This is a genomic window from Sphingobium sp. B10D7B, assembly GCF_025961955.1.
Taxonomy (GTDB): Bacteria; Pseudomonadota; Alphaproteobacteria; order Sphingomonadales; family Sphingomonadaceae; genus Sphingobium.
The window spans coordinates 373,877-394,505 of sequence record NZ_JAOQOQ010000001.1 but is presented as its reverse complement, the minus strand read 5'-3'; the positions used below and the strand labels follow the sequence as shown (position 1 = coordinate 394,505).

Here is a 20,629-nt window from a genome sequence, read left to right as displayed (position 1 = left end):
TCCGCTCGCATCGCAAAGCGCTTGCCCGCAAAGCATAGCGGGCGCAGAGGGGAGGCATGATCGACGCCGTCACCCTCAACATCGTCCGGGCGCTGCCCCTCGCGCTGCTGCTCGCCGGTTGCCAGTCGCATGGCGATGAGCCCAATGTGCCGGGGAATCGCGACGACAACCGCCCTTATTCTGAGATTGCCGCCAACGAGACCGTGCGCTTCACGGGCACTGAGCCGTTCTGGGGTGGTCAGGTCGTCGGCAAGACGCTGGTCTATGAAACGCCCGAGACACCCAAGGGCGAGCGGATCGCGGTGGAGCGGTTCGATGGGCGCGGCGGCCTCTCATGGAGCGGCACGCTGAACGCGGCGCCCTTCACCATGACGCTGACGCCGGGCGATTGTTCTGACGGCATGTCCGACCGCACCTATCCGTTCGTGGCCACGCTCCAGATCGGCGATGCGTTGCGCTCGGGCTGTGCCTGGTCCGATGCGCATCCTTTCAAGGGCGATGCGGCGCCCTGAGCCGGACGCCGGCTTTATTGCTCGACCACCTCAACCTCGACCGTCTGACTGTTCATGATGACCGGGCCGAAGGAAGTCAGGAAGGCCACGTCGGCCGCATCCCGGCCGATGCCGATCTTGGCCATTTCTCCTTCCGTGGCCATGCCGGTCGCATCGACCAGATGCCAGCTGCCATCCAGGAAGACCTCGGCGACCGCGTGGAAGTCCTGCGGGGTGACATTGGGCGCATAAACGCTGGCGAAGCGGGCGGGGATGCAGGAGGCGCGGGCGAGCGCGATCACCATATGGGCGAAATCGCGGCACACGCCCTGCCGGCGCACGAAGGTCTGCAGCGCCGTCGTTTCGGGCGTGCTCACGCCGGGCAGGTAATGGAAATGTCCGCTGACATAATCCCTGATCGCGGCGATGCGCTGCCCGCCCTGCAGATCGCCGAACGTCTCGCCGACGAAGCTGATGAACTGGCTGCCCGGGCAATAATGAGAATCGAGCAGATACTGCACGGCCTCGCCCGGCAGCATATGCGGGGGCAGCGCCTCCAGCCCGCTCACATCGGCCAACAGGCGGTGGATCTCTACCGTCGCATGATAATCCGCCTTCAACTGTCCCTGCGCGCGCATCAGCACGCGCTCGCCAACATGGTCGTGGGCGGCGACACGGGCGAAATGATCGAGCACGCTCAGGTCCAGCCGGGCATCGGACACCGTCTGCTCGGGCAGATGCGCCGCTTCGATATGGAGGATGAGATCGGTCGGCTGAGGCAGCGCATAATCGATCGCGGCATGGATACGCAGTTTCATCCCCGCGCAACGTGCGGGCGGCATATTGGTGGCGGCGGCTGCTCAAAAAAGACATCGTGCATCGCGGACCAGCTCATTTCACCCTTGTCGTCCCTCGCGCGCCTGCCTAGCGTCCGGCCGCGGGGGAGATGAATAGCAATGCCGATCAAACTGTTAGCATGGGCCGCACTGTTCTTTGCGACCATGGCACCGCCTGCGCAGGCGGCCTGGCTGGAAGCCTCCAGCGAAAACTTCGTCATCTATGCCGATCAGAAGCCGGAGGAGATCAAGCAATTCTCCGACCAGCTCGAACGCTTCCACCATGCCATGGGCTATGTGCTCTCGGTTGAGATGGAGCCGCCCAGCCCGTCCAACCGCGTGACGGTCTATGTCGTGCGCAGCGACAGCGACGTGCGCAGGCTGCATGGCGGCAAGAGCCAATCTACATACGCCTTCTATGTGCCGCGCGCTGGCGATGCCTTCGCCATTGTCCCGCGGGTGAAGACGAGCAACAGTCTGCTCGATATGCCGATGATCGCGCTGCTGCACGAATATGCGCACCACTACCTTATCTCGACCAGCAGCTTCGGCACACCGCGGTGGTTTTCGGAAGGGGCCGCAGAGTTCTTCGCCTCCGCCCAGTTCCGCAAGAATGGCAATGTGGGGCTCGGCATGCCTGCGCGCCACCGGGCAGGCGAGCTTATCTATGGCGACTTCATTGCCGTCGAGCAAATCCTGGAGGCGGGACGCTATCGCGACAAATCTGCGTCGCGCGGCACTTCCTTTTACGGGCGGAGTTGGCTGCTTTTTCATTATCTGACCTTCAGCAAGGATCGGCCAGGGCAGCTGGCCACCTATCAGCGCCTGCTGCGCAGCGGCAAAAGCCTCACGGACGCGGCGACAAGCGCCTTTGGCGATCTCAACGCCCTGCAGCGCGATCTAAACCAATATCTGGGCAAGAGCCGGATGACCTATCTGGAACTACCTGCTGCCGCCCTTAAGCCCGGCCCCGTCTCGGTCCGCGCGCTGAGCGCGGGCGAAGCGGCGGCCATGCCGCTGCGGATCGAGCTCAAGAACCGCCCTTCGCCTGAGGAACTGGAGACGCTGTTGGCGGACTTGCGCGCTCTGACGCCGCGCTATCCGAAAGATGCCGCGCTGCACGCCACGCTGGCCGAAGCCGAGCTGGAAGCGGGCAATGAAGATGCCGCCCTCGCCGCTGCCAACACCGCCCTCGCGCTCGATGACCGGCAGGTGAGCGCCTATCTGGCGAAAGGAAAGGCGCTGTTCCGCAAGGCGGACTCCGCCCCGGACGCCAGCGCGGCCTATGCCGAAGCGCGACGCCCGTTCATCGAGCTCAACAGGTTCGAGAATAATCATCCCCTGCCCCTGCAATATTTCTACCGCAGCTTCCTTGAGCAGGGCCGGCGCCCGACCGAGAATGCGGTGGCCGGGCTGGAGCGCGCCGTGGTGCTGGCGCCGTTCGACCAGAATCTCCGTACGATGCTGGTGATGCAGCTGCTGCGGGACCAGCGCTATGATGACGCGCTGATCAACCTCGGCCCGCTAGCGTTCGATCCGCACGGCGGCCCCAGCGCGATGTGGGCACAGGGCCTGCGCGATCGCATCGAGGCGCATGACCGCGGCCAGCCGCTCGATGTGGACGCCCTGCTGCAGGACCTCGCAGCGGCGCAGGCCGAGGATGCCGGCGATGAGGGCGGCGAGAACATCAGGGGAAATTGAGCCCCCTCACCGTCACCCCGGGCTTGACCCGGGGTCCAGCTTTTCTTTCGCACGCATCGCCAAATACATTGCGGCTTTCCGTGTTCGGACGTTTCAAGCGGCACGCCTTCTTCGCAAGAAGGCCAGCTGGACCCCGGGTCAAGCCCGGGGTGACGATCGGGAAATGCGGCAGCGGCGCCGCCGCCCCTTCATTGTTTCCCGATTCGCAGCGTCACGCCACTCGCAAATGTAGCGTCTTATAAACGCTCATCGTAGTTAATGACCCCATTTGGATCATTAACTAGTTCTCTTAAAACTTCCCCTCAGGATTTCCTGATTATTTTGCGATAATCGAAGTTAACGAGCGTCCAATCGTAGTTAATACCATTTTGTATCGAGAAGTATTCCTTCACACCGGCTTCAGGACTTTTGAAGGGAACATCGCCGTGAAGAAAACGCTTATCGCTCTCGCTGCCGGTGCAGCCGCTATCGCCTCCGCAACTGCCGCGAACGCGAGCACCTTCGTCATCAACAACCTCTCGACGCAGTATAGCAGCCCGAGCGGCGAGGTGAGCATTGGTTCGTCGTGGTGGAACACCACCTCCTACAGCGGCTCGTTCTCGCCCCAGAATATCTCCGGCACGTGGGACGGCAAGGCGGTCAGCTTCCTGGCTTACTGTCTCGAAGTCACCCAGGACTCGAGCACCGGCACGTTCAATGTCGTGTCGCTGAGCGATTATCTGGGCGGCTCTCTTTATAACGACGTCGCCGCGCTGGTGAGCAATTATGCCGGTGGCGACAAGACTCAGTCCGCTGCCCTGCAACTGGCGCTTTGGGAGACTCGCTACGAAACGAGCAACTCGAAGAACCTGGGAGCGGGTAACTTCGAGCTCGAATGGGCGAGCCAAGGCGAGTCCGCGCTGATCAACACCGCCAATTCCTACCTTGCCAACAAGGGCACGATTAACAGCAATCTGGATTTCTGGGTCGCGACCAACAGCAGCAAGCAGGACCTGCTATTCTACACCGTCAAGCCCGCCGTGCCGGAGCCGGCCACCTGGGCGATGATGATCATCGGTTTCGCTGCGATCGGCCGCACGCTGCGCGCACGCCGCCCCAACATGGCGATCAGCTTCAGCTAAGCACAGCCTTTACGATGTGGGAGCGGGAGCCTCGTGTCTGCGGACACGGGGCTCCTTGCTGTGCGGCCAGCGCGCGCCCCGAAAGGCCTTTCACCGCGTCGGCACGGGCTCGTCGCCGGCGTAATCGTAGAAGCCCCTGCCCGTCTTGCGCCCCAGCCAGCCGGCTTCGACATATTTGACGAGCAGCGGCGCAGGCCGGAATTTGGGATCGCCCGTCGTGTCCTGCAGCACCTTGCAGATCTCCAGACAGGTATCGAGGCCCACGAAATCGGCCAAAGTCAGTGGACCCATGGGGTGGTTGAGGCCCAGTTTGATCGCGTTATCGATATCCCTCACGCTGGCCACGCCCTCGCCGAGCGCGAAGATCGCCTCGTTCAGCATCGGCAGCAGGATGCGGTTGACGATGAACCCCGGCGCGTCGAACGCATGGACGACCTCCTTGCCCAGCGCCTGTGCATAGGCCTCCACCGCCTGCACCGTCTGTGGCGAGGTAGCGAGGCCGCGAATGACCTCCACCAGCGCCATCACCGGCACAGGATTGAAGAAATGCACGCCGATGAACCGCGCCGGATCGGGCGCCGCCTGCGCGAGCCGCGTGATCGGAATGGACGAGGTGTTGGTCGCGAGGATCGCATCCGGCGCCAGAACCGCGCCAACCTCCGCGAAGATGGCGCGCTTGATGTCCTCCCGCTCGGTCGCGGCCTCGATCACCAGATCGCACCCGGCGACATCATCGAGCGCCACCACCGGCGTGATCCGTGCCAGCGCCGCCTGCGCATCCGCCTGCTCGAGCTTGCCATTCTCCACAGCGCGGGCGAGTCGCTTCTCGATTCCGGCCTTGCCCTTTTGCGCACGCGCGAGATCGATATCGCGCAGCAGCACATCCATGCCGGCCTGAGCGCTCACCTGCGCAATGCCTGCGCCCATCTGGCCGGCGCCGATCACAGCGATTCTGCGCATATCTGTGTCCTTTCGATCCACTTGGCCCGGCTTGCTGACCACGGGCTGTCGCAACACATGCAGCTTGGCGCTACACCATTGGCTTCAACTGCATTATGACTGGCGGAATGACAAGGATTTCACGGCTTCTGCGCATGGGCGCGCTGGCTCTCACGGGCCTGGCCACGGTCGCGCCCGCTGCCCCGCCGCGCGGCGAGCAGACGTCGGGGTCTGTCCTCTCGACCGCGCCCGTTGTGGCAGAACCGGTGCTGGGTCGTCTGCGTGTTTTCGATAACTGGGCCGTGGGCTGCGACAATCGCCTGTCCTGCAGTGCGGTATCGCTGAATCCGGAAGGGGTGGATACGCCCAACCGGCTGCTGGTCCTCATTCACCGCGATGGCGGCCCCGCAGGCGCCACCAGCCTGCGCGTGCTGCTGGCCGACCGGCTGCGCGATCGGGTCGATTTCATGATCGATGGCACGCGGCGTGTGCGGCAGAAAGTCGATGGCGACACGATTGCGCTGGATGGCCAGACCGCGCTGGAGGTCGTGCGGTCCATGGGCTCCAGCTATGTGTTCGAGCTATACGATCGCAACCGGACGGTCATCGGCGCCCCGTCGCTGCAAGGCGTCGCAGCGGCACTGCGCTATATGGATGAGCAGCAGGGCCGCATCGGCAGCCGCGGCGCGCTGGCCGCCATCGGTGATGGCCCGGCCGACATGGCGCGCGCCCTGCCGGCCGACCCCGTGCTGCCCAAGACGATCCCGCTCCTCGCCGATGTGGCGACGCCTGCGCTCACGCCGCAAGAGCAAGCCACCGCCCAGCGCCTGGCGCAGTGCGAGAGTGGGCTGGAGAGCAGTCGCCAGCCCGATCTCCATACGCTCGATGCGGGGCATGTCCTGCTGCTGCTGCCCTGCGATGCGGGCGCATATAATGTGAGCGCCGTCCCGCTGATCGCGAGCGGCGAGCCCGGCAACCGGACGATTGCCTTCGCCCCGTTCGATCATCTGCCCGGCTTCACCGGCGATGCCAGCGCCCCGCCGCTGATCATGAACGCCCGCTGGAATCCTTCGCGCGGTGAGCTTTCCAGCTTCGCCAAGGGCCGTGGCCTTGGCGACTGCGGTACGGCGGAGACCTACCGCTGGGATGGCACCCGTTTCCGGCTGACGGAAGCCCGCTCCATGCCGGTCTGCCGGGGCGCCTGGGAATGGCCGGTGCTGTTCTCGCTGAAGGAAGAGGCCACAACGGGACGACCGTAACCGGCCGCATGACCGCGCCTCAGCAGTAATCGTCCAGTCGGGCGTGGACCTGTTCCAGCACCTCAAGCGCAATGGCCAGCTTCTCAGGTGGAATGTCTCGCAGGATGTCCGCGCGAAGATCATTGGTGATCGCCATGATATCCCGCGTGGCGGCCAGCCCCTTTTCGGTGATCCGGTTATGGACGACCCGCCGGTCGACCTGGCTCTGCGCCCGCTCGATCAGGCCGTCGCGTTCCAGCGTGTTGAGCATATGGGCCATGGTCGGCCCTTCGACGCCGATCAGCTGGGCCAGTTCGCGCTGGGAGAGGTCGTCGCGCGCGCAGGCGAGCAGATACATCGTCTCCCACCGCGCCATGCTTTGCCCAACACTGCGAACCTTGTCATTGGCTAGCTTGCGCCAGCGCCTTGCCGCGACGACGAGCGCGCGCGTGGTCCGGAAAAAGGTGACGGTCCGCTCGTCGGGCTTTGCCCCGGCGTAGAAATTGGAGAGATGTCGCGTGGCATCCTCAATGGGAAAACCGCCAAATCGCGGCAGGCTGCGCGATGCCGCCGCGTCCTCTTCGCTGGTGGAACCCTGTGCGGACGGAGCCTTGTCGACCATCATTCTCCCTTACGTGCCGTTCCAGCAGACCTCCCGCACCTGCACCCGCTCCGTCAAGAGCGATCCGTCAGCCGGCCTGTGCGCCAAAGGGTGCCGTGCCGGACGAAACGCGCCCGGCACGGCAGGGGGATCAGAAGGACGTGCGGATGCCGGCCTTGTACATGCGCCCAACCGGGTTGAAGAGCACGTTGTTGCCGCTGCCGTTCGCACCGGGGAAGTTCGGCGGATCGACATTGAACACATTGTCCACGCCGAAATAGACGCTCAGCTTGTTATCGCCGCCGACCGGCACCTTCACCGTGCCCATCATGTCGACATAGGTGCGCGAAGGCATGGCGTTGGTGCTGGAGCTGCTGGAGGCCGTGATCACATAGCCGGGCTGCTCGGCGCCGATGAACGCCGCGTTGTAGAAGCCCTTGTTGATCCAGCGAACATGGGTGGAGAGCGAGAACAGCTCACCCAGGTCGAGGCCCACGGTCGCGTCAACCGTCCAGTCGGGGATGCCCGGAGGCGTACCGCCGCGCAGACCCGTCTGGCCGGCCCGTTCGACCGGACCAACCGCGTCCACGGTCACCAGATCGATGACATGGCTGGCCATGACGGACAGGTTCACCGCGCTGGCCGCGCCGACCGGCTGCCGATAGTTCAGCTCCATGTCGATGCCGCGGGCGTTGAGCTGGTTCACATTCTGCACAACGTCGCGAACATTGGTGATGACGCCATTGGCCGCACCACCATCGCGCGTGACCAGCGAGCAGCTCAGCGTATCGCCCTGCGAGCAGCGCGTCACGATGTTCTGCTGGCCGAGCGTGCTGATCGCATCCTTGATCTTGATGTCATAATAATCGACCGACGCCCGGAAACGCCCGAGCATCCCACCGCTTGGCTGCAAGACGATGCCGGCGGTAAACGTGTCCGCCTTTTCCGGCCGCAGATTAGGGTTGGAGCCCAGCGTGATCGGCACGACCGTCTGCTGACCGCCACGCGCCGGATCGTTGAGAATGCCGGATGCGCTGGTGATCGGGCCGAACAGTTCCGAGACGTTGGGCGCGCGGATGTCGCGCGACTTGGTCACGCGGAAGCGGACCGCATCGACCGGCGCCCAGACGCCGCCAACCTTCCACGTGGTCACATTGACCGTGCTGCTCGGGAAGAAGTCGCTGGACCGCTTGTAGTGGGTCCGGCGGACGGCGCCGTTCAAGCTCAGTTCGCGGAAGAACGCCGTATCGCGCAGGATCGGCACTTCGGCCTCACCATAAGCCTCGACCACCTGAATCTTGCCCGAGATAACCGATCCGTTGCCGGTGAAGAAGGCCAGCGCCTTGGAATTGGCATCGGCATCGCCACTGACGCTATCGCTGCGATATTCCGCGCCAACGGCAACGCCGAGCGGCCCGGCGGGAAGATCGAACAGCGAGCCGGTGACGTTGGCAGCGACGACATGCTGAGTGGTGATGTTGGTCTGGAAGGCATCGGCCGTGACATAGGCCTTGGCCGCCGCGAATGTCGCGCCTTGGCCGGAGCCGAAGGGGTTGAGGGCGACGCACGCAGGGTCGTTATTGGTCGTGCTGGCGTCGGCATTCACCCGGCACACCGGCGCACCGCCGGGCCCGGCCACCGCGTCGAGCGCCTTGAGGATGCGCGAGGTGATCGTGCCACCCGTGATATCGCTGCGGAACTCGTTGCGGCCGAACTGATAATAGATGTCCGCCGACCAGTTGGGCGAAATCTCATATTTGGCGGACGCGACGGCGCGATAGACATCGTTCTTCACGACCAGCTGGCCCGGGCCAACATCCTTAAATCCCTTGCCCAGCGTGAAGCTGGTGAGTCCATTGGCATCCATGATGGTGCGCAGGTCCAGCGCGGGATTGCTGGAGGTGGGAATGAACGGGTTGTCGCGCTGGATGGTGATGGCCGTATTGCGATACGGCACCGCGCGGTGGCGACCTTCGCCATGGCCGTAGTTGAAGCCGAACTCCATCGTCAGGGCCGGCGTGGCTTCCCACGTGGCGAACGCCATGGCGTTGTAGCGCTTGGTGGGGGAGACGATCGGGAAATCGAAATAGATGTTCTCGCCCGGACCGTCATTGGTGCCGCCAAGCTGATAGAGGTTGTTGGCCAGCGTGCCCTGGGTCGTGCGGAACGGCGTGCCGTCGGCGCGGAAGCCGATGCCGTCGATCGCGCGGAGAGCCGGGACGAGGCGGCCGGCATAAGCCGAGCTCGGCGGCGTGGTGATGCCGTTATAGGGCGCCGTCCAGGGATAGACGCCCGCGAGGATGTTGTTGGCGGGCAGGCTCGTCACGCCGGGATTGCGGCTGATGTTGATGAAGCCGTTGGCGCACCAGTCGCGCGACGGGCAGCTTTCCACACCCTCCGCCTTTTCATATTCGCCGCCCACGAGCAGATGCAGCGTCTCGCCGATCTGCCAACCGCCGGCCGCGCCGAACTGGGTGGTGAAATTATCGCCGTATTGCGAGAAACCGACCTGGGCATTGGCCTTGTAGCCCGTGAAGGCCTTGTCGATGAGCAGGTTGACGACGCCCGACACGGCGTCCGAACCATAGACGGCCGAGGCGCCGCCCGTGACGACTTCGGCACGCTGGAGCATGATCGAGGGGATCATGTTGGTATCGACCGTCGCCTGCGTGGTGGACGGCACGAAGCGCTTGCCGTCGACGAGGGTCAGCGTGCGCACCGCGCCCAGACCACGAAGATCGAGGATGCGACCGCCGACATAGCCGCCCGCCGCGCCGAGGCCGGTCGAGGCCGGAGAGTTGGTCGCGCGGAAGGCAGGCAGCTCGTTCAGCGCATCGCCGAGATTGGTGATGCCGCGTGTTTCCAGTCGCTCAGCGCCCAGAACCGCCACGGGGGTCGGCCGGTCGAAACCGGAGGCGATGCGCGATCCGGTGACCACGATGGCCTCGTCGCTTGCATCTGCTCTATCGCTTTGGGGGGCGCTGTCCTGCGCGAAAGCAGGGAAAGCGAGGACGGTGGCGAGGGCCGCGAAACAGGCGTGCTGACGCAGCACGCGCGCAGATCTCTTCATTGCAAAGTCTCCCAGACAATTATCGTTGTTAGGGAGCTATCTATTCATCAGATTCTGTTAGTTTGCAATCTACTTTGTCGGCGTCCGGGCGAAGGTCGATATGGTGTGGCGCAAATGCGGCAGGCTGTCGCGGGATGCTCCATGAGAAAGGCGGCAAACCAAGGTCCGCCGCCCTCTCACGTGCAATCCGAGCCGCGCGGCTTATTGCTTGCCGGCCACCGAATAGGTGATCGCGGCATTGCGGGTCTTCTGGAAATCGGGAACGCTCAGGCCCTTGAAGGCGGCATAAACGTCGATATTGCCGATGCCGAGCACCGCGGCCATCTTCTCCAGCATGAAGAAGATGACGCCATAATGGATCATGCCGATCCAGTTGCGGCTGCGGATCAGCTCCTTCTCTTCCTCGCTCAAATCCGACTCGGCAAACAGCCCTTCCTGATCCTCGACAAACCGCTTGCGGAAATCCGGCTCGATCAGGCGGTGGAGGAAGTGATTGATGCGGAAACCCTTGACCGCGCGGTCAATGGTGAAGGGATAGGTGCCCTCAATCGCCTCGACCCCCGCCAGCTCGCGGGACGCACGGGCACGCAATTGCTCATCGGTCTCGGCCGGCGGCACCGGATCGCCCAGATCCTTGAACAGCATCGTCGCGATGGCGGTCATGGAGGGGAGGAAGTAGCTCTGGTGCAGATTCTCGACCTGTTCGGAGAGCGCGCCGCGCATCAGCAGCCACATCACCACCTCGGCGCCTTCCCAGCCGCCGAGCTTCGCCAGATCCGTTACCGTGGCGTCGAGCAGTGATCCGGGATCGTTGGTGAGCTTCTCCATGAACTCCATGTCCCAGGCGGTATTGTTGAACCCGCAGCGCTCGCCATGAACCTGATGGGAAAGCCCGCCAGTGCCCGCAATCGCGACCTTGATGTCCTTGGGATAGCTCTGGATCGCACGACGCAGCGAGCGGCCGAACTTCCAGAAGCGGCGCGCCTTGGGGATCGGATGCTGAAGCACGCCACACTGCAGCGGCACAAGGCGGCAGGGCCAGCCATTCTCGTGAGGCAGCAGGACCGAAAGCGGCGAGAAGGCGCCATGGTCCAGCCCCATGCCCTGCCAATAGGCCAGGTCGAACTCGTCGGCGACCATGCACTCGGCGATGTGCTTGGCAAGGTCCGGATCGCCCTTGATCGCGGGCAGATCGCGCTTGCCGCCGCCTTCGTCCGCCGGCTCATACGCCTCGCCAATGCCCAGCGCGAAATGCGAGTAATGGGTGAAGAAGGAGGTCATGTGGTCGTTGTAGACATACAGGATCACATCGGGCTTCTCGTCCGCCAGCCATTGCTTGACCGGCTCGAATCCCTCGAAGATCGGCGCCCAGACGGGATCGGTCTGCTTGTTCGCATCCTTGGCGAACGCGATGGTCGGCGTGTGCGAAACGGCGAAACCGCCGATGATCCTGGCCATGAGCCTCTCCTCTTGTCTCTGCGGCGCAAGCACGGACTCGTCGCCGGTGGCGCGGAGTGTAGGTTGCACCCTATTTGTACGCAACACAAACGAAGTGGCCGAAGGGCGGCATTGGCGAGCGCCCGACCTCCTTCTCTCGCCATTCCCGCGTTTGTGGGAATGACGAAAGGGACTTTCTAGCGTGGCCCCGCCTCATCCATCGTCATCGCCTGCGAGGGGTAAGGCGCAACCAGCCGCTGCGCTTCCTTCCAGTCCGCCCGCAGCCATCGGCCGTGGTCTTCGGCATGCAGGATGACCGGCATGGTGCGCGGGTTGACCGAGGCGACCAGCCGGTTCGGCTCGCAGGTCAGCAGCGCAAAACTCGCCACCTCGCTGTCCCGCCAGATGCCCGCGAACGCGAAGATCGCCGCATCCGGCAGCGAGAAACGATGCGCGACGCGCTTGCCGGTGCGTGGATCAGGCGCCTGCGACCAGAGCTGAAAGCTGGTGACCGGCACCAGGCAGCGGAACGCCGTATGCCGCAGCGTGCCGATCCAGAACGGGCTTTCGACATTGCGCACATGCGCGACCGGCACGCCGCCCGTCAGAGCCGCGGCCGGCGGCGGCGGCACACCCCATAGCCGCGGCACCAGCCGGCGCACGCCATCGCGCCCGCGCACGATCACCGGCCCATAGCGCCCCGGCGTCATATAGCCTCCCGGCCACGGGTCCTCACCGGCGTCCGCATGGAGCGCCGCGCCGATCTGCGCGGCACTGGCATCGAGGCGATAGAGGGACGTCATGGTTGCCCCCCACCCTTCCCGCCGCGGGACCGCGCGGTCAAGCTCTTGCGCCGTGCATCGCGATCGGGCGACAAGGGGCGCATGACCGATTCCACCGCCCGCGCCCTCATCGACCGCCTCGCTCTCCAGCCGCATCCCGAGGGCGGATGGTATCGCGAAACCTGGCGGGCGGAGGCCGCGCCCGGCGAACGCGCCGGGGCGACGGCGATTCTGTTTCTGCTCGAGCCCGGGCAGCGTTCCCATTGGCACAAGGTGGATGCGAGCGAGACCTGGCTCTGGCACGCCGGCCACGCGCTCAACCTCTCCACCGCGCCGGGCGACGAAGGCCCGGTCACAGCCGTGCGCCTTGGCGGCGATGTGCTGGCGGGCGAGATCCCGCAGCATGTCATCGCCCCGCACCACTGGCAGGCCGCCGAGGCCGACCGAGGCTGGGCACTTGTCTCCTGCATCGTCACGCCGGGTTTTGATTTTGCCGGGTTCACGCTCGCGCCGCTCGGCTGGGCACCGGGTTGCGCACCAGGCGATCCCTCCCCGGCTTGATCCAGCGCAAGGCGGCGCGGCGCCGGCCCTGACATGCAAGCCTCATGATGAGGAGCCCTGCGCCATGAGCCACGCCCAATGACCCAATCCACCACTGCCGAAGTGTCCCCACCCGATCCCGCGCCGCTGCCCTTTGACGAGATCGGCGGCACGCCGGCCGTGCGCGCGCTGGTCGAGCGCTTCTACGATCTCATGGAGCAGGACCCGCGCTTTGCCGAATTGCGGGCGATACATGCGCCCGATCTGGCCCCGATGCGGGAGTCTCTGACCGGATTCCTCACCGCCTGGCTCGGCGGCCCACGCGACTGGTTCACGCAAAAGCCCGGCGCCTGCATCATGTCCGCGCATCGCCAGATCGGCTTTGGCGATGTGGAAAGCCGGCAATGGACGCAAGCGATGGCGCAGGCGCTGGTCGACACCGGCGTAGAGGAAGCGCTGGCTGAAAAAATGAACGCCGCCTTCGCCCGTATGGGCCGGGCGATGCAGGGGGATTAGACCGGTTGGCTTAGGGCCGTCCTGCATCGTTGCCGCTATCGGCCCGCCTCGCAAAACCGCGTGGCGGCCGAAATGTCGTGAATGCGGTCATCAATCACACCCCCCGAAAATATCTTAGACGGAAGCGCAGACACGTCTTATAGGCCTAGCGAGTCAGAAACCGGAAATAATTCCGGAATAGTGAAGCTTGCCAAGGGACCTGCGCCATCATGAGAGAATTTCACTCCTATCGCCCGGCCGAGGGCCATCGTCTCAAGCACCAGCCGGCCAACGCGATCGTCGCGCCCCGCCCGATCGGCTGGATCAGCACGGTCAGCGCCGAGGGGGTCGCGAATCTCGCTCCGTTCAGCCTGTTCAACATCGCCAGCTATCGCCCGCTGATCATCGGCTTCTCTTCGGGTGGGGAGAAAGACAGCGTCCGCAATGCGCGGGAAACCGGTGAGTTCGTCTGGAACCTCGTTGGCCGCGACGTCACAGACGTGATGATCCTGACGGGGGACGAGGTGGGTCCCGAGGTCGACGAGTTCGAGATGGCAGGGATCGAGAAGATCGCCTCGATCGATGTCGCACCGCCGCGCGTGGCGGCGAGTCCTGCCCAGTTCGAATGCAAGGTGACCGAGATCATCCACCTCAAGGATCTGGATGGCGTCCCCAGCGACTTCCGGGTGGTGTTCGGCCAGGTCGTGCATGTGCACATCAATCAGGATTGTATCCTCGACGGCGTCTATCAGACCACCCATGCCGTGCCGGTGTCGCGCGGGGGGGGCCCGGCCGATTATTATGAGACGCGTGCCGATGCCCTGGTCCAAAAATGGCGGCGCGGTCCGGTTACGCCCGTCGACCGCAAGCGAGAGTTTTCCAAGTGATCTGACGGCTCGAAATGTCTGACCCGCCCCCCGAGTCTCGACACGGACGATATGGGCGACGACATTTGAAGCGGCAGCCAGAGGTGAAACGGGGGATTCTCGGCTTTGACCGTCAGCGGCCAAGTCTTTGGATTTGCAGGGCGATAGGCTGGTATTTGGCTGAGAGCTGTCAGCGCTATCGCCTGCAATGCTCGAACGCGCTCGGCGCGATGGAGACGCCCGACATAAGCCATGTTGCGGCAGGAGGGGGCCAATAGCGCGAACGGCATCCCTGAGATGCCGCGCCCAGCCCCCGCCGCCAGCCCTCAGTCGAGCGCCTCAATCACCGCCGCGCGCAACTCCGGCAGGCCCATGCCCTTCTCGCTCGAGGTCGGGATAATCTGGGGATGGGCCGCCGGGCGCTTGCGGACTTCTGCCGCGGTTTGCTCGATGATGGTGGCGAGGTCGGTCGCCTTAACCTTATCGGCCTTGGTCAGCACCATGCGGTAGCTCACCGCTGCTTCATCCAGCATGTCGAGCAGCGTGCGGTCGACATCCTTGAGGCCGTGGCGGGCATCGACCAGCACCAGCGCGCGCTTGAGCACCGCTCGCCCCCGCAGGAAATCGTTCACGAGGAAGCGCCATTGCTTCACCACATCCTTGGGCGCCTTGGCATAGCCATAGCCGGGCATGTCCACGAGGCGGAAGCGCAGCGGCTCGCCCACGTCGAAGAAGTTCAATTCCTGCGTGCGTCCCGGCGTGTTGGATGTGCGCGCAAGGCCATTGCGGTTGGTCAGCGCATTGATGAGCGAGGACTTGCCGACATTAGAGCGCCCGGCGAAGGCGACCTCCGGCACATCCGCTGGCGGCAGGAAGTTCAGCCCCGGCGCGGATTTGAGGAAGCTGATCGGCCCGGAAAAGATCCGGCGGGCCTCCTCGATGCGGGCGGCGGTATCCTGATCGCTCTGGGCTTGATCTGTGTCGGTCTGGTTCATGCCATCCCCCTAGCGCCAGACGCGGCGCCCGTCACCTGAAAGGGCAAGGAGCGGGAAAGCGGGGTACGGTCGATCCCGAAGATCAGCGGGCCCCCGGGTCAAGCCCGGGGTGACCAAGTTGGAATGAGATCATCCCTGGAAGGGCGAGTGGGATAGGGCGCTTGCTCCCCACCGTCACCCCGGGCTTGACCCGGGGGCCCGCTGCTGCATCTTCCGAATCCTCAACCCTTCGCCGTATCTGCTGCCGGCTGTCCCAGCACGGGATGCTGGCGATACAGCCACCATTGCTGCGCGATGGTGAGGATGTTGGAGGTGCACCAGTAGATCAACAGGCCGGCCGCGAACGGCGCCATGATGAACATCATCATCCAGGGCATCAGCGAGAAGATCTGCTTCTGCACATCGTCCATCGGCGCCGGGTTCAGCTTGAACTGCAGCCACATGGTGATGCCGAGGATCACCGCCAGCACGCCGATGCCGAGGAACGAGGGCGGCGTGAACGGCAGCAGGCCGAACAGGTTGAGGATGTGCGCCGGATCGGGCGCAGAAAGATCCTTGATCCACAGGTAGAAGGGCTGGTGGCGCATATCCACCGTCAGCATCAGCACCTTGTAGAGCGCGAAGAAGATGGGGATCTGCAGGAAGATCGGCAGGCAGCCCGCGAGCGGATTGACCTTCTCCGTCTTGTACAGCGCCATGATCTCCTGCTGCATCTTCGGCTTATCGTTCTTGTAGCGCTCCTGCAGCGCCTTCATCTTCGGCTGGATGGCGCGCATCGCCGCCATGCTGGCGAACTGCCGCTGGGCGACCGGGAACATCAGGCCACGCACGATGAAGGTGAGGCAGATGATCGCCACGCCGAAATTGCCGATGTGGCGGAACAGCCAGTCGAGCAGATAGAAGATCGGTTTCTCGAACCAGCGGAACCAGCCCCAGTCGATCGCGCGGTCGAACAGCGCGATGCCCTGCTGGTCCATATAGCGGTCGAGCACCGGGGTTTCCTTGGCGCCGACGAACAGCCGGCTCGTCGTGCTGAGCGAAGTGCCGGGCTGGACGACGGCGGGCGCATAGGTCAGGTCGGCCTGATAGCGGTCGCTCGCGCCCTTGCGGAACTGCGCATCGACCGGCAGCGTCTGCGCCGGGATGAGCGCGGCATGCCAATAGAGATCGGTAAAGCCCAGCCAGCCGCCGGTGGTGGAGAAGCGCTTGTCGCCATCCTTGTCCAACTTGTCGAAGCCGATGTCATAATTGGCCGATCCGTTGAACACGCCCATCGGGCCGGTGTGGATCGTCCAGGTCGACTTGTCCTTGCTGTGGCCGGTGCGCGAGAGCAGGCCATAGTTGCGGACGGCGATGGCATTGCCGCCCGCATTCTCGACCGTCTGCGCGACAGTGAGCAGATAATCCTCGTCGATCGACAGGCGGATGAGGAAGGTCTGCCCCGCGCCGTTGCTCCAGCGCAGCGTCACCGGCGTCTGCGGGGTCAGCTTGGTGCCGTCGGCTGTCCACACGGTGTTCGCATCCGGCACGCGCACGCCTTCGCCGCTCCAGCCGAAGCTCGCGAAATAGGCGTCCGCCGTGCCGCTCGGCGCGAGCAGGCGGACCGGGGGCGATTTTTCATCCACCGTCTGGCGATGCGTCGGCAGCACGACATCATCGATGCGGGCGCCGCGCAGGTTGATGGAGCCGCGCAGCTTGGGCGTCTCGATGGCGACGCGCTGGCTTTCGCCCAGCACGGCCTCGATCGGGCGAATCGCCTGCGCGCCTTCGGCCAGCGGCCCACCGCGCACATTGGGTGCCGCGCCCTGCTGCTTCGCCTGCTGCTCGGCCCGCTCGATCGGCTGGGCCGATGGCGGGAAGAAATAATTGCTGATGACCGGCCAGCCAAAGAGAATAGCAATGGTCAGCACCACGGCGAGAAGGATGTTGCGCTTGTCGTCCACGTCTCTTTGGCTTCCGTCTCTTTGTCAGCTCATGTCAGGGGATTCGGCGTCAGGGCACCGGATCATGGCCGCAGCCGCCCCATGGGTGGCAGCGCAATAGCCGCTTCAACGCCAGCCAGCCACCCCTTATCGCCCCATATTTCCGCAGGGCCTCGATGGCATATTGGGAGCAGCTCGGCGAATAGCGGCAGGAGGGCGGCAGAATTCGGCTCGGCCCGATCTGCCAGAAGCGCGCCACGAGGATGAGAAGGCGCGCGATCATGGGGCGGAGTGGTCGAGTATGCGGCGACGCCATGGTCTTCCAGCCTGGACCATCGTGCTCCTGCGGAGGCAGGAGCCCAGGGCGGCAAGGGCAGTCGGTTGGGCCCTGGGCTCCTGCCTTCGCAGGAGCACGGGTTGTGCGGGGCCAAGGCGACAATCCCTGATCGACATCATGCGGGCGGCTCATTGCGCGGCGCAGGGTCATTGTGAGGCGCCGGGGGCGTCACCCTCTTGCTCCCACCGGAGCCGCGCCCACCCCGACCCCGTCCGCCTTCGCGCGGCGGGGCACCCTTGCCGCTGGCGACACGCCGCAGCGCTTTCTCAAGCTCTGCGGCCAGCGAGGCATAATCGCGCTCGACACCGCCCTCGCGGCCGATCAGCACATGATCGGCGCCGGCAATGGCGTGAACGGGCAGGATCTCGCGCGCAAGCGCACGAAAACGGCGCTTCATCCGGTTCCGGATGACAGCGCCGCCGATTTTCTTGGTGACGGTAATGCCGAGGCGGGCCGTGGGATCGCCATCGGCCCGATCGCGCACCAGCAGCACGAAGCCTGGCATGGGTGCGCGCTGGCCGCGATTGGCGGCCAGAAAGTCGGCGCGGCGGGTCATGCGACCCACGACGCGCCGCAGCGCGCCGTCCGCGCCGGGCTCGATCAGGCGGTCAGCTTCTTGCGGCCGCGGGCGCGGCGCGCGTTCAGCAGCTTGCGGCCGGCTGCCGTCGCCATGCGCAGGCGGAAACCGTGGCGGCGCTTGCGAACAAGGTTGCTCGGCTGAAAGGTGCGCTTCATCGTTCATTCCTCAAAATCGAATCAGGTTCTGCAGACTCGACAAAAATGGCCGCCTCGCCCCGATCCGGGAGGAGCGGCCGTCTGTCCGAAGGCGCGCGGATAGGCAAAGCGGGCTCATTTGTCAATCAGCGGGACGGAAAAGGACGCCGCCCTGCGCTGCTCTCTTAGGCGGGCCGCGCGGCTACCTGCAAGGGAATGAATAGCCACGCGCGCCTCATTCAGAAACGGTGGAAACGAAGCGGGAACATCGCTACACCGGCCTTATGATCGCGCATTTGAAAGGCCTGCTCGTCTCCACCGGACTGGATAGTGCCGTCATTGATGTCGGTGGCGTGGGCTATCTCGTCGGCATGTCCTCGCGCAGCCTTTCTGCGCTCGGCAGCGTCGGCGGGGCCGTCACCGTGCATACCGAGATGCTGGTGGGTGAAGAGTTCATCCGGCTGGTCGGCTTCGCCAGCGAGGCGGAGCGCGACTGGTTCCGTCTGCTGACCGGTGTGCAGGGCGTGGGCGCCCGCGTGGCGCTGGCCATTCTCTCCGCGCTGGAGCCGAGCGACCTGCACCGCGCCATTGCCGCGCAGGACAAGGCGATGGTCGCTCGCGCCAATGGCGTCGGCCCCAAGCTCGCCGAACGGATCGTGCGCGAACTGAAAGACAAGGTGGGCGCCATCGCCACCGGGTCCTTCGCCATCGGGCTGGATGCGAGCGGCGCGGCGATCCCGGCCGCGACGGGCGTGCAGGCCGACGCCCTCTCCGCCCTCGCCTCGCTGGGCTTCAAGCCGGGCGAAGCGAGCATCGCCGTCAGCGCCGCGCTGGACGAGCTGGGCGACAGCGCCTCACTGGATGCTCTGGTCCGCCTCGCGCTGCAAAAGGCTGCCAAGTGACGGGCCGGTCAACGCGCGCTAGGGTGCCGGGCTGATGGCTAGCTCCCCCCTCCTCACCGCCGGCCGCACGCCTGAAGATATGGATGCCGCGCTGCGCCCCAAGACGCTGGACGATTTCGTCGGACAGAAGGGCGCGCGCGAGAATCTGCGGATCTTCATCAACGCCGCCCGCGCACGCGGCGAAGCGCTCGATCACGTGCTGTTCTTCGGCCCGCCGGGCCTGGGCAAGACGACGCTGGCGCAGATCGTCGCGCGGGAGATGGGCGTGGGGTTCCGTGCCACGTCCGGTCCGGTCATCGCCAAGGCGGGCGATCTCGCCGCGCTGCTTACCAATCTCGATGAAGGCGACGTGCTGTTTATCGACGAGATTCACCGGCTCAATCCGGCGGTGGAGGAAATCCTCTACCCGGCCATGGAGGACCGCGCGCTCGACATCATGATCGGGGAAGGCCCCTCGGCCCGCTCGGTGCGGATCGATCTGCCCTCTTTCACGCTGGTCGGCGCGACGACGCGGCAGGGCATGCTGGCCACGCCGTTGCGTGACCGGTTCGGCATCCCCGTGCGGCTCAACTTCTATACCGTGGATGAGCTGGAGCATGTCATCACCCGCGCGGCGCGGCTGCTCGACCTGCCGATCGCTCCCGATGGCGCAACCGAAATTGCGCGCCGTGCCCGTGGCACACCGCGTATCGCCGGGCGGCTGCTGCGGCGGGTACGCGATTTCGCCCATGCCGCGGGGCATGATGTCGTCGATGCCGCCGCCGCCGATGCCGCACTGACCCGGCTGGAGGTCGACCAGCTCGGCCTCGACCTGATGGATCGCCGCTACCTGCGGATGATCGCCGACATTTACAAGGGCGGCCCGGTCGGCGCCGAGACGCTGGCCGCTGGCCTCTCCGAGCCGCGCGACACCATCGAGGATGTCATCGAGCCCTATCTGCTCCAGCTGGGGATCATCGCGCGAACCGCCCGTGGCCGCATCCTGAATGCGCCGGGCTGGAAGCATCTCGGCCTCAATCCGCCAGAGGGCAGCCAGGACGGTTTGTTCGACTGAGGCGACAAGCGGCAAGCGATCCTCCCCGGTCCCGTGCGATAGAACGAAGATCTGCTGCGTTCTGACGCTTGAAAAGGCTTTCCGCCGCGAGTCGCGTCGGTTAGGACTGGTCGCCCATGCCTTCGCAAAGCGCCCTTCATCCCGCTTCGGGACAGTTTGAGAACGGAGAACATCGCTTTCCCGTGCGCGTCTATTTCGAAGACACAGACCTTTCCGGCGTCGTCTATCACGCCAATTATCTGCGCTATATGGAGCGCGCCCGCTCGGACATGCTGCGCCAGCTCGGCATCGATCAGCGCGCGGCGCAGGAATCCGGCGAGGGCGTGTATGCGGTGACGGACGTTGCGCTGCGCTACCGCGCGCCGGCCCGTCTGGACGATGATCTCACCGTGCGCAGCCAGCTGACGCAACTCGGCGCGGCGCGCTGCGTTATAGCCCAGTCGGTCTGGCGCGAGGACACGGAACTGACCCGAGGCAGCGTCACCGTGGCCTTCCTCGACAGCACCGGTCGCCCGCGCCGTCAGCCGGCTGACTGGATCGATCGCTTCAGCCGGCTCGCGCCGCTTCCTTCCTGACCGGAGAAACACC

At 65.0% G+C, this 20,629-nt stretch carries 21 protein-coding genes; 10 read left to right on the top strand and 11 right to left on the bottom strand.

Going from position 1 to position 20,629, the window contains the following annotated elements; translation table 11 throughout:
- Positions 1–56: 56 nt before the first annotated feature.
- Positions 57–512: a COG3650 family protein gene (locus tag M2331_RS01810; protein WP_181558704.1), complete on the top strand. Its 456-nt coding sequence runs from the start codon at positions 57–59 to the stop codon at positions 510–512.
- A 14-nt stretch (positions 513–526) separates the two neighbouring features.
- On the opposite strand, the gene M2331_RS01805 is transcribed toward M2331_RS01810, so the two are convergent.
- Positions 527–1,309, bottom strand: coding sequence for a transglutaminase-like domain-containing protein (locus tag M2331_RS01805; RefSeq protein ID WP_181558703.1), 783 nt, complete (start codon positions 1,307–1,309; stop codon positions 527–529).
- Between the two features lie 138 nt (positions 1,310–1,447).
- Between M2331_RS01805 and M2331_RS01800 the strand changes: the two genes are divergently transcribed.
- Both M2331_RS01800 and M2331_RS01795 read left to right on the top strand, forming a co-directional pair.
- The gene (locus tag M2331_RS01800) at positions 1,448–3,028 is read left to right on the top strand and encodes a DUF1570 domain-containing protein (RefSeq protein ID WP_181558702.1); all 1,581 of its coding nucleotides are present in this window, start codon (positions 1,448–1,450) and stop codon (positions 3,026–3,028) included.
- A 425-nt stretch (positions 3,029–3,453) separates the two neighbouring features.
- Positions 3,454–4,149: a PEPxxWA-CTERM sorting domain-containing protein gene (locus M2331_RS01795; protein ID WP_264592248.1), complete on the top strand. Its 696-nt coding sequence runs from the start codon at positions 3,454–3,456 to the stop codon at positions 4,147–4,149.
- Positions 4,150–4,239: 90 nt separating this feature from the next.
- Here the strand turns inward: M2331_RS01795 and M2331_RS01790 are convergent, their stop codons facing one another.
- Positions 4,240–5,109 (bottom strand): 3-hydroxybutyryl-CoA dehydrogenase, encoded by an 870-nt coding sequence (locus tag M2331_RS01790; RefSeq protein WP_181558701.1) that lies wholly within the window; start codon positions 5,107–5,109, stop codon positions 4,240–4,242.
- A gap of 134 nt (positions 5,110–5,243) precedes the next feature.
- Here M2331_RS01790 and M2331_RS01785 point away from each other — a divergent pair, with 134 nt between their 5' ends.
- Positions 5,244–6,347 (top strand): DUF1176 domain-containing protein, encoded by a 1,104-nt coding sequence (locus tag M2331_RS01785; protein WP_184117291.1) that lies wholly within the window; start codon positions 5,244–5,246, stop codon positions 6,345–6,347.
- 19 nt (positions 6,348–6,366) lie between these two features.
- Here M2331_RS01785 and M2331_RS01780 read toward each other — a convergent pair whose 3' ends face one another.
- The 4 genes from M2331_RS01780 to M2331_RS01765 form a co-directional block, all read right to left on the bottom strand.
- Positions 6,367–6,951 carry a MarR family winged helix-turn-helix transcriptional regulator gene (locus M2331_RS01780; protein ID WP_184117290.1) on the bottom strand — a complete coding sequence of 195 codons (585 nt, stop codon included), beginning with the start codon at positions 6,949–6,951 and terminating at the stop codon, positions 6,367–6,369.
- A gap of 127 nt (positions 6,952–7,078) precedes the next feature.
- Positions 7,079–9,997, bottom strand: coding sequence for a TonB-dependent receptor domain-containing protein (locus M2331_RS01775; RefSeq protein WP_181558698.1), 2,919 nt, complete (start codon positions 9,995–9,997; stop codon positions 7,079–7,081).
- A gap of 201 nt (positions 9,998–10,198) precedes the next feature.
- Complete coding sequence (locus tag M2331_RS01770) at positions 10,199–11,455, bottom strand: gallate dioxygenase (RefSeq protein WP_181558697.1); 1,257 nt, start codon at positions 11,453–11,455, stop codon at positions 10,199–10,201.
- 176 nt (positions 11,456–11,631) lie between these two features.
- Positions 11,632–12,237 (bottom strand): SOS response-associated peptidase, encoded by a 606-nt coding sequence (locus M2331_RS01765; protein WP_181558696.1) that lies wholly within the window; start codon positions 12,235–12,237, stop codon positions 11,632–11,634.
- Positions 12,238–12,318: 81 nt separating this feature from the next.
- Between M2331_RS01765 and M2331_RS01760 the strand changes: the two genes are divergently transcribed.
- The 3 genes from M2331_RS01760 to M2331_RS01750 all read left to right on the top strand — a co-directional run bounded on the left by M2331_RS01760 (position 12,319) and on the right by M2331_RS01750 (position 14,138).
- A complete protein-coding gene (locus M2331_RS01760; protein WP_181558695.1) occupies positions 12,319–12,777 on the top strand; it encodes a cupin domain-containing protein in 459 nt (152 codons plus the stop codon).
- 78 nt (positions 12,778–12,855) lie between these two features.
- Positions 12,856–13,272: a group II truncated hemoglobin gene (locus tag M2331_RS01755; protein ID WP_181558694.1), complete on the top strand. Its 417-nt coding sequence runs from the start codon at positions 12,856–12,858 to the stop codon at positions 13,270–13,272.
- A 209-nt stretch (positions 13,273–13,481) separates the two neighbouring features.
- Entirely contained in the window at positions 13,482–14,138 is a 657-nt protein-coding gene (locus M2331_RS01750) for a flavin reductase family protein (protein WP_181558693.1), read from the top strand.
- A gap of 305 nt (positions 14,139–14,443) precedes the next feature.
- On the opposite strand, the gene yihA is transcribed toward M2331_RS01750, so the two are convergent.
- The 5 genes from yihA to rpmH form a co-directional block, all read right to left on the bottom strand.
- Positions 14,444–15,112 (bottom strand): ribosome biogenesis GTP-binding protein YihA/YsxC, encoded by a 669-nt coding sequence (gene yihA, locus M2331_RS01745; protein WP_181558692.1) that lies wholly within the window; start codon positions 15,110–15,112, stop codon positions 14,444–14,446.
- A gap of 221 nt (positions 15,113–15,333) precedes the next feature.
- On the bottom strand, positions 15,334–17,055 hold the full coding sequence (gene yidC, locus M2331_RS01740) for a membrane protein insertase YidC (protein ID WP_181558691.1): 1,722 nt from the start codon (positions 17,053–17,055) through the stop codon (positions 15,334–15,336).
- A 49-nt stretch (positions 17,056–17,104) separates the two neighbouring features.
- The gene (yidD, locus tag M2331_RS01735) at positions 17,105–17,317 is read right to left on the bottom strand and encodes a membrane protein insertion efficiency factor YidD (protein ID WP_181558690.1); all 213 of its coding nucleotides are present in this window, start codon (positions 17,315–17,317) and stop codon (positions 17,105–17,107) included.
- A gap of 169 nt (positions 17,318–17,486) precedes the next feature.
- Positions 17,487–17,927, bottom strand: coding sequence for a ribonuclease P protein component (gene rnpA / locus M2331_RS01730; RefSeq protein WP_181558689.1), 441 nt, complete (start codon positions 17,925–17,927; stop codon positions 17,487–17,489).
- A 44-nt stretch (positions 17,928–17,971) separates the two neighbouring features.
- Entirely contained in the window at positions 17,972–18,106 is a 135-nt protein-coding gene (gene rpmH, locus M2331_RS01725) for a 50S ribosomal protein L34 (protein WP_014074358.1), read from the bottom strand.
- 263 nt (positions 18,107–18,369) lie between these two features.
- Between rpmH and ruvA the strand changes: the two genes are divergently transcribed.
- From ruvA to ybgC, 3 genes are all read left to right on the top strand, one after another.
- Positions 18,370–18,987 (top strand): Holliday junction branch migration protein RuvA, encoded by a 618-nt coding sequence (ruvA, locus tag M2331_RS01720; RefSeq protein ID WP_181561303.1) that lies wholly within the window; start codon positions 18,370–18,372, stop codon positions 18,985–18,987.
- 34 nt (positions 18,988–19,021) lie between these two features.
- A complete protein-coding gene (gene ruvB, locus M2331_RS01715; RefSeq protein ID WP_181558688.1) occupies positions 19,022–20,041 on the top strand; it encodes a Holliday junction branch migration DNA helicase RuvB in 1,020 nt (339 codons plus the stop codon).
- 116 nt (positions 20,042–20,157) lie between these two features.
- Positions 20,158–20,616, top strand: coding sequence for a tol-pal system-associated acyl-CoA thioesterase (ybgC, locus tag M2331_RS01710; RefSeq protein WP_181558687.1), 459 nt, complete (start codon positions 20,158–20,160; stop codon positions 20,614–20,616).
- The last annotated feature ends 13 nt before the right edge of the window (positions 20,617–20,629 follow it).

Coding starts and splice junctions, on each gene's coding strand:
- M2331_RS01780 (WP_184117290.1), bottom strand. CDS start 6,951: ATGATGGTCGACAAGGCTCCGTCCGCACAGGGTTCCACCAGCGAAGAG.
- ruvB (WP_181558688.1), top strand. CDS start 19,022: ATGGCTAGCTCCCCCCTCCTCACCGCCGGCCGCACGCCTGAAGATATG.
- ybgC (WP_181558687.1), top strand. CDS start 20,158: ATGCCTTCGCAAAGCGCCCTTCATCCCGCTTCGGGACAGTTTGAGAAC.
- M2331_RS01785 (WP_184117291.1), top strand. CDS start 5,244: ATGGGCGCGCTGGCTCTCACGGGCCTGGCCACGGTCGCGCCCGCTGCC.
- yidD (WP_181558690.1), bottom strand. CDS start 17,317: ATGATCGCGCGCCTTCTCATCCTCGTGGCGCGCTTCTGGCAGATCGGG.
- M2331_RS01790 (WP_181558701.1), bottom strand. CDS start 5,109: ATGCGCAGAATCGCTGTGATCGGCGCCGGCCAGATGGGCGCAGGCATT.
- M2331_RS01810 (WP_181558704.1), top strand. CDS start 57: ATGATCGACGCCGTCACCCTCAACATCGTCCGGGCGCTGCCCCTCGCG.
- rpmH (WP_014074358.1), bottom strand. CDS start 18,106: ATGAAGCGCACCTTTCAGCCGAGCAACCTTGTTCGCAAGCGCCGCCAC.
- M2331_RS01765 (WP_181558696.1), bottom strand. CDS start 12,237: ATGACGTCCCTCTATCGCCTCGATGCCAGTGCCGCGCAGATCGGCGCG.
- M2331_RS01775 (WP_181558698.1), bottom strand. CDS start 9,997: ATGAAGAGATCTGCGCGCGTGCTGCGTCAGCACGCCTGTTTCGCGGCC.
- M2331_RS01755 (WP_181558694.1), top strand. CDS start 12,856: ATGACCCAATCCACCACTGCCGAAGTGTCCCCACCCGATCCCGCGCCG.
- M2331_RS01800 (WP_181558702.1), top strand. CDS start 1,448: ATGCCGATCAAACTGTTAGCATGGGCCGCACTGTTCTTTGCGACCATG.
- rnpA (WP_181558689.1), bottom strand. CDS start 17,927: ATGACCCGCCGCGCCGACTTTCTGGCCGCCAATCGCGGCCAGCGCGCA.
- M2331_RS01770 (WP_181558697.1), bottom strand. CDS start 11,455: ATGGCCAGGATCATCGGCGGTTTCGCCGTTTCGCACACGCCGACCATC.
- M2331_RS01760 (WP_181558695.1), top strand. CDS start 12,319: ATGACCGATTCCACCGCCCGCGCCCTCATCGACCGCCTCGCTCTCCAG.
- M2331_RS01805 (WP_181558703.1), bottom strand. CDS start 1,309: ATGAAACTGCGTATCCATGCCGCGATCGATTATGCGCTGCCTCAGCCG.
- ruvA (WP_181561303.1), top strand. CDS start 18,370: ATGATCGCGCATTTGAAAGGCCTGCTCGTCTCCACCGGACTGGATAGT.
- M2331_RS01750 (WP_181558693.1), top strand. CDS start 13,482: ATGAGAGAATTTCACTCCTATCGCCCGGCCGAGGGCCATCGTCTCAAG.
- yihA (WP_181558692.1), bottom strand. CDS start 15,112: ATGAACCAGACCGACACAGATCAAGCCCAGAGCGATCAGGATACCGCC.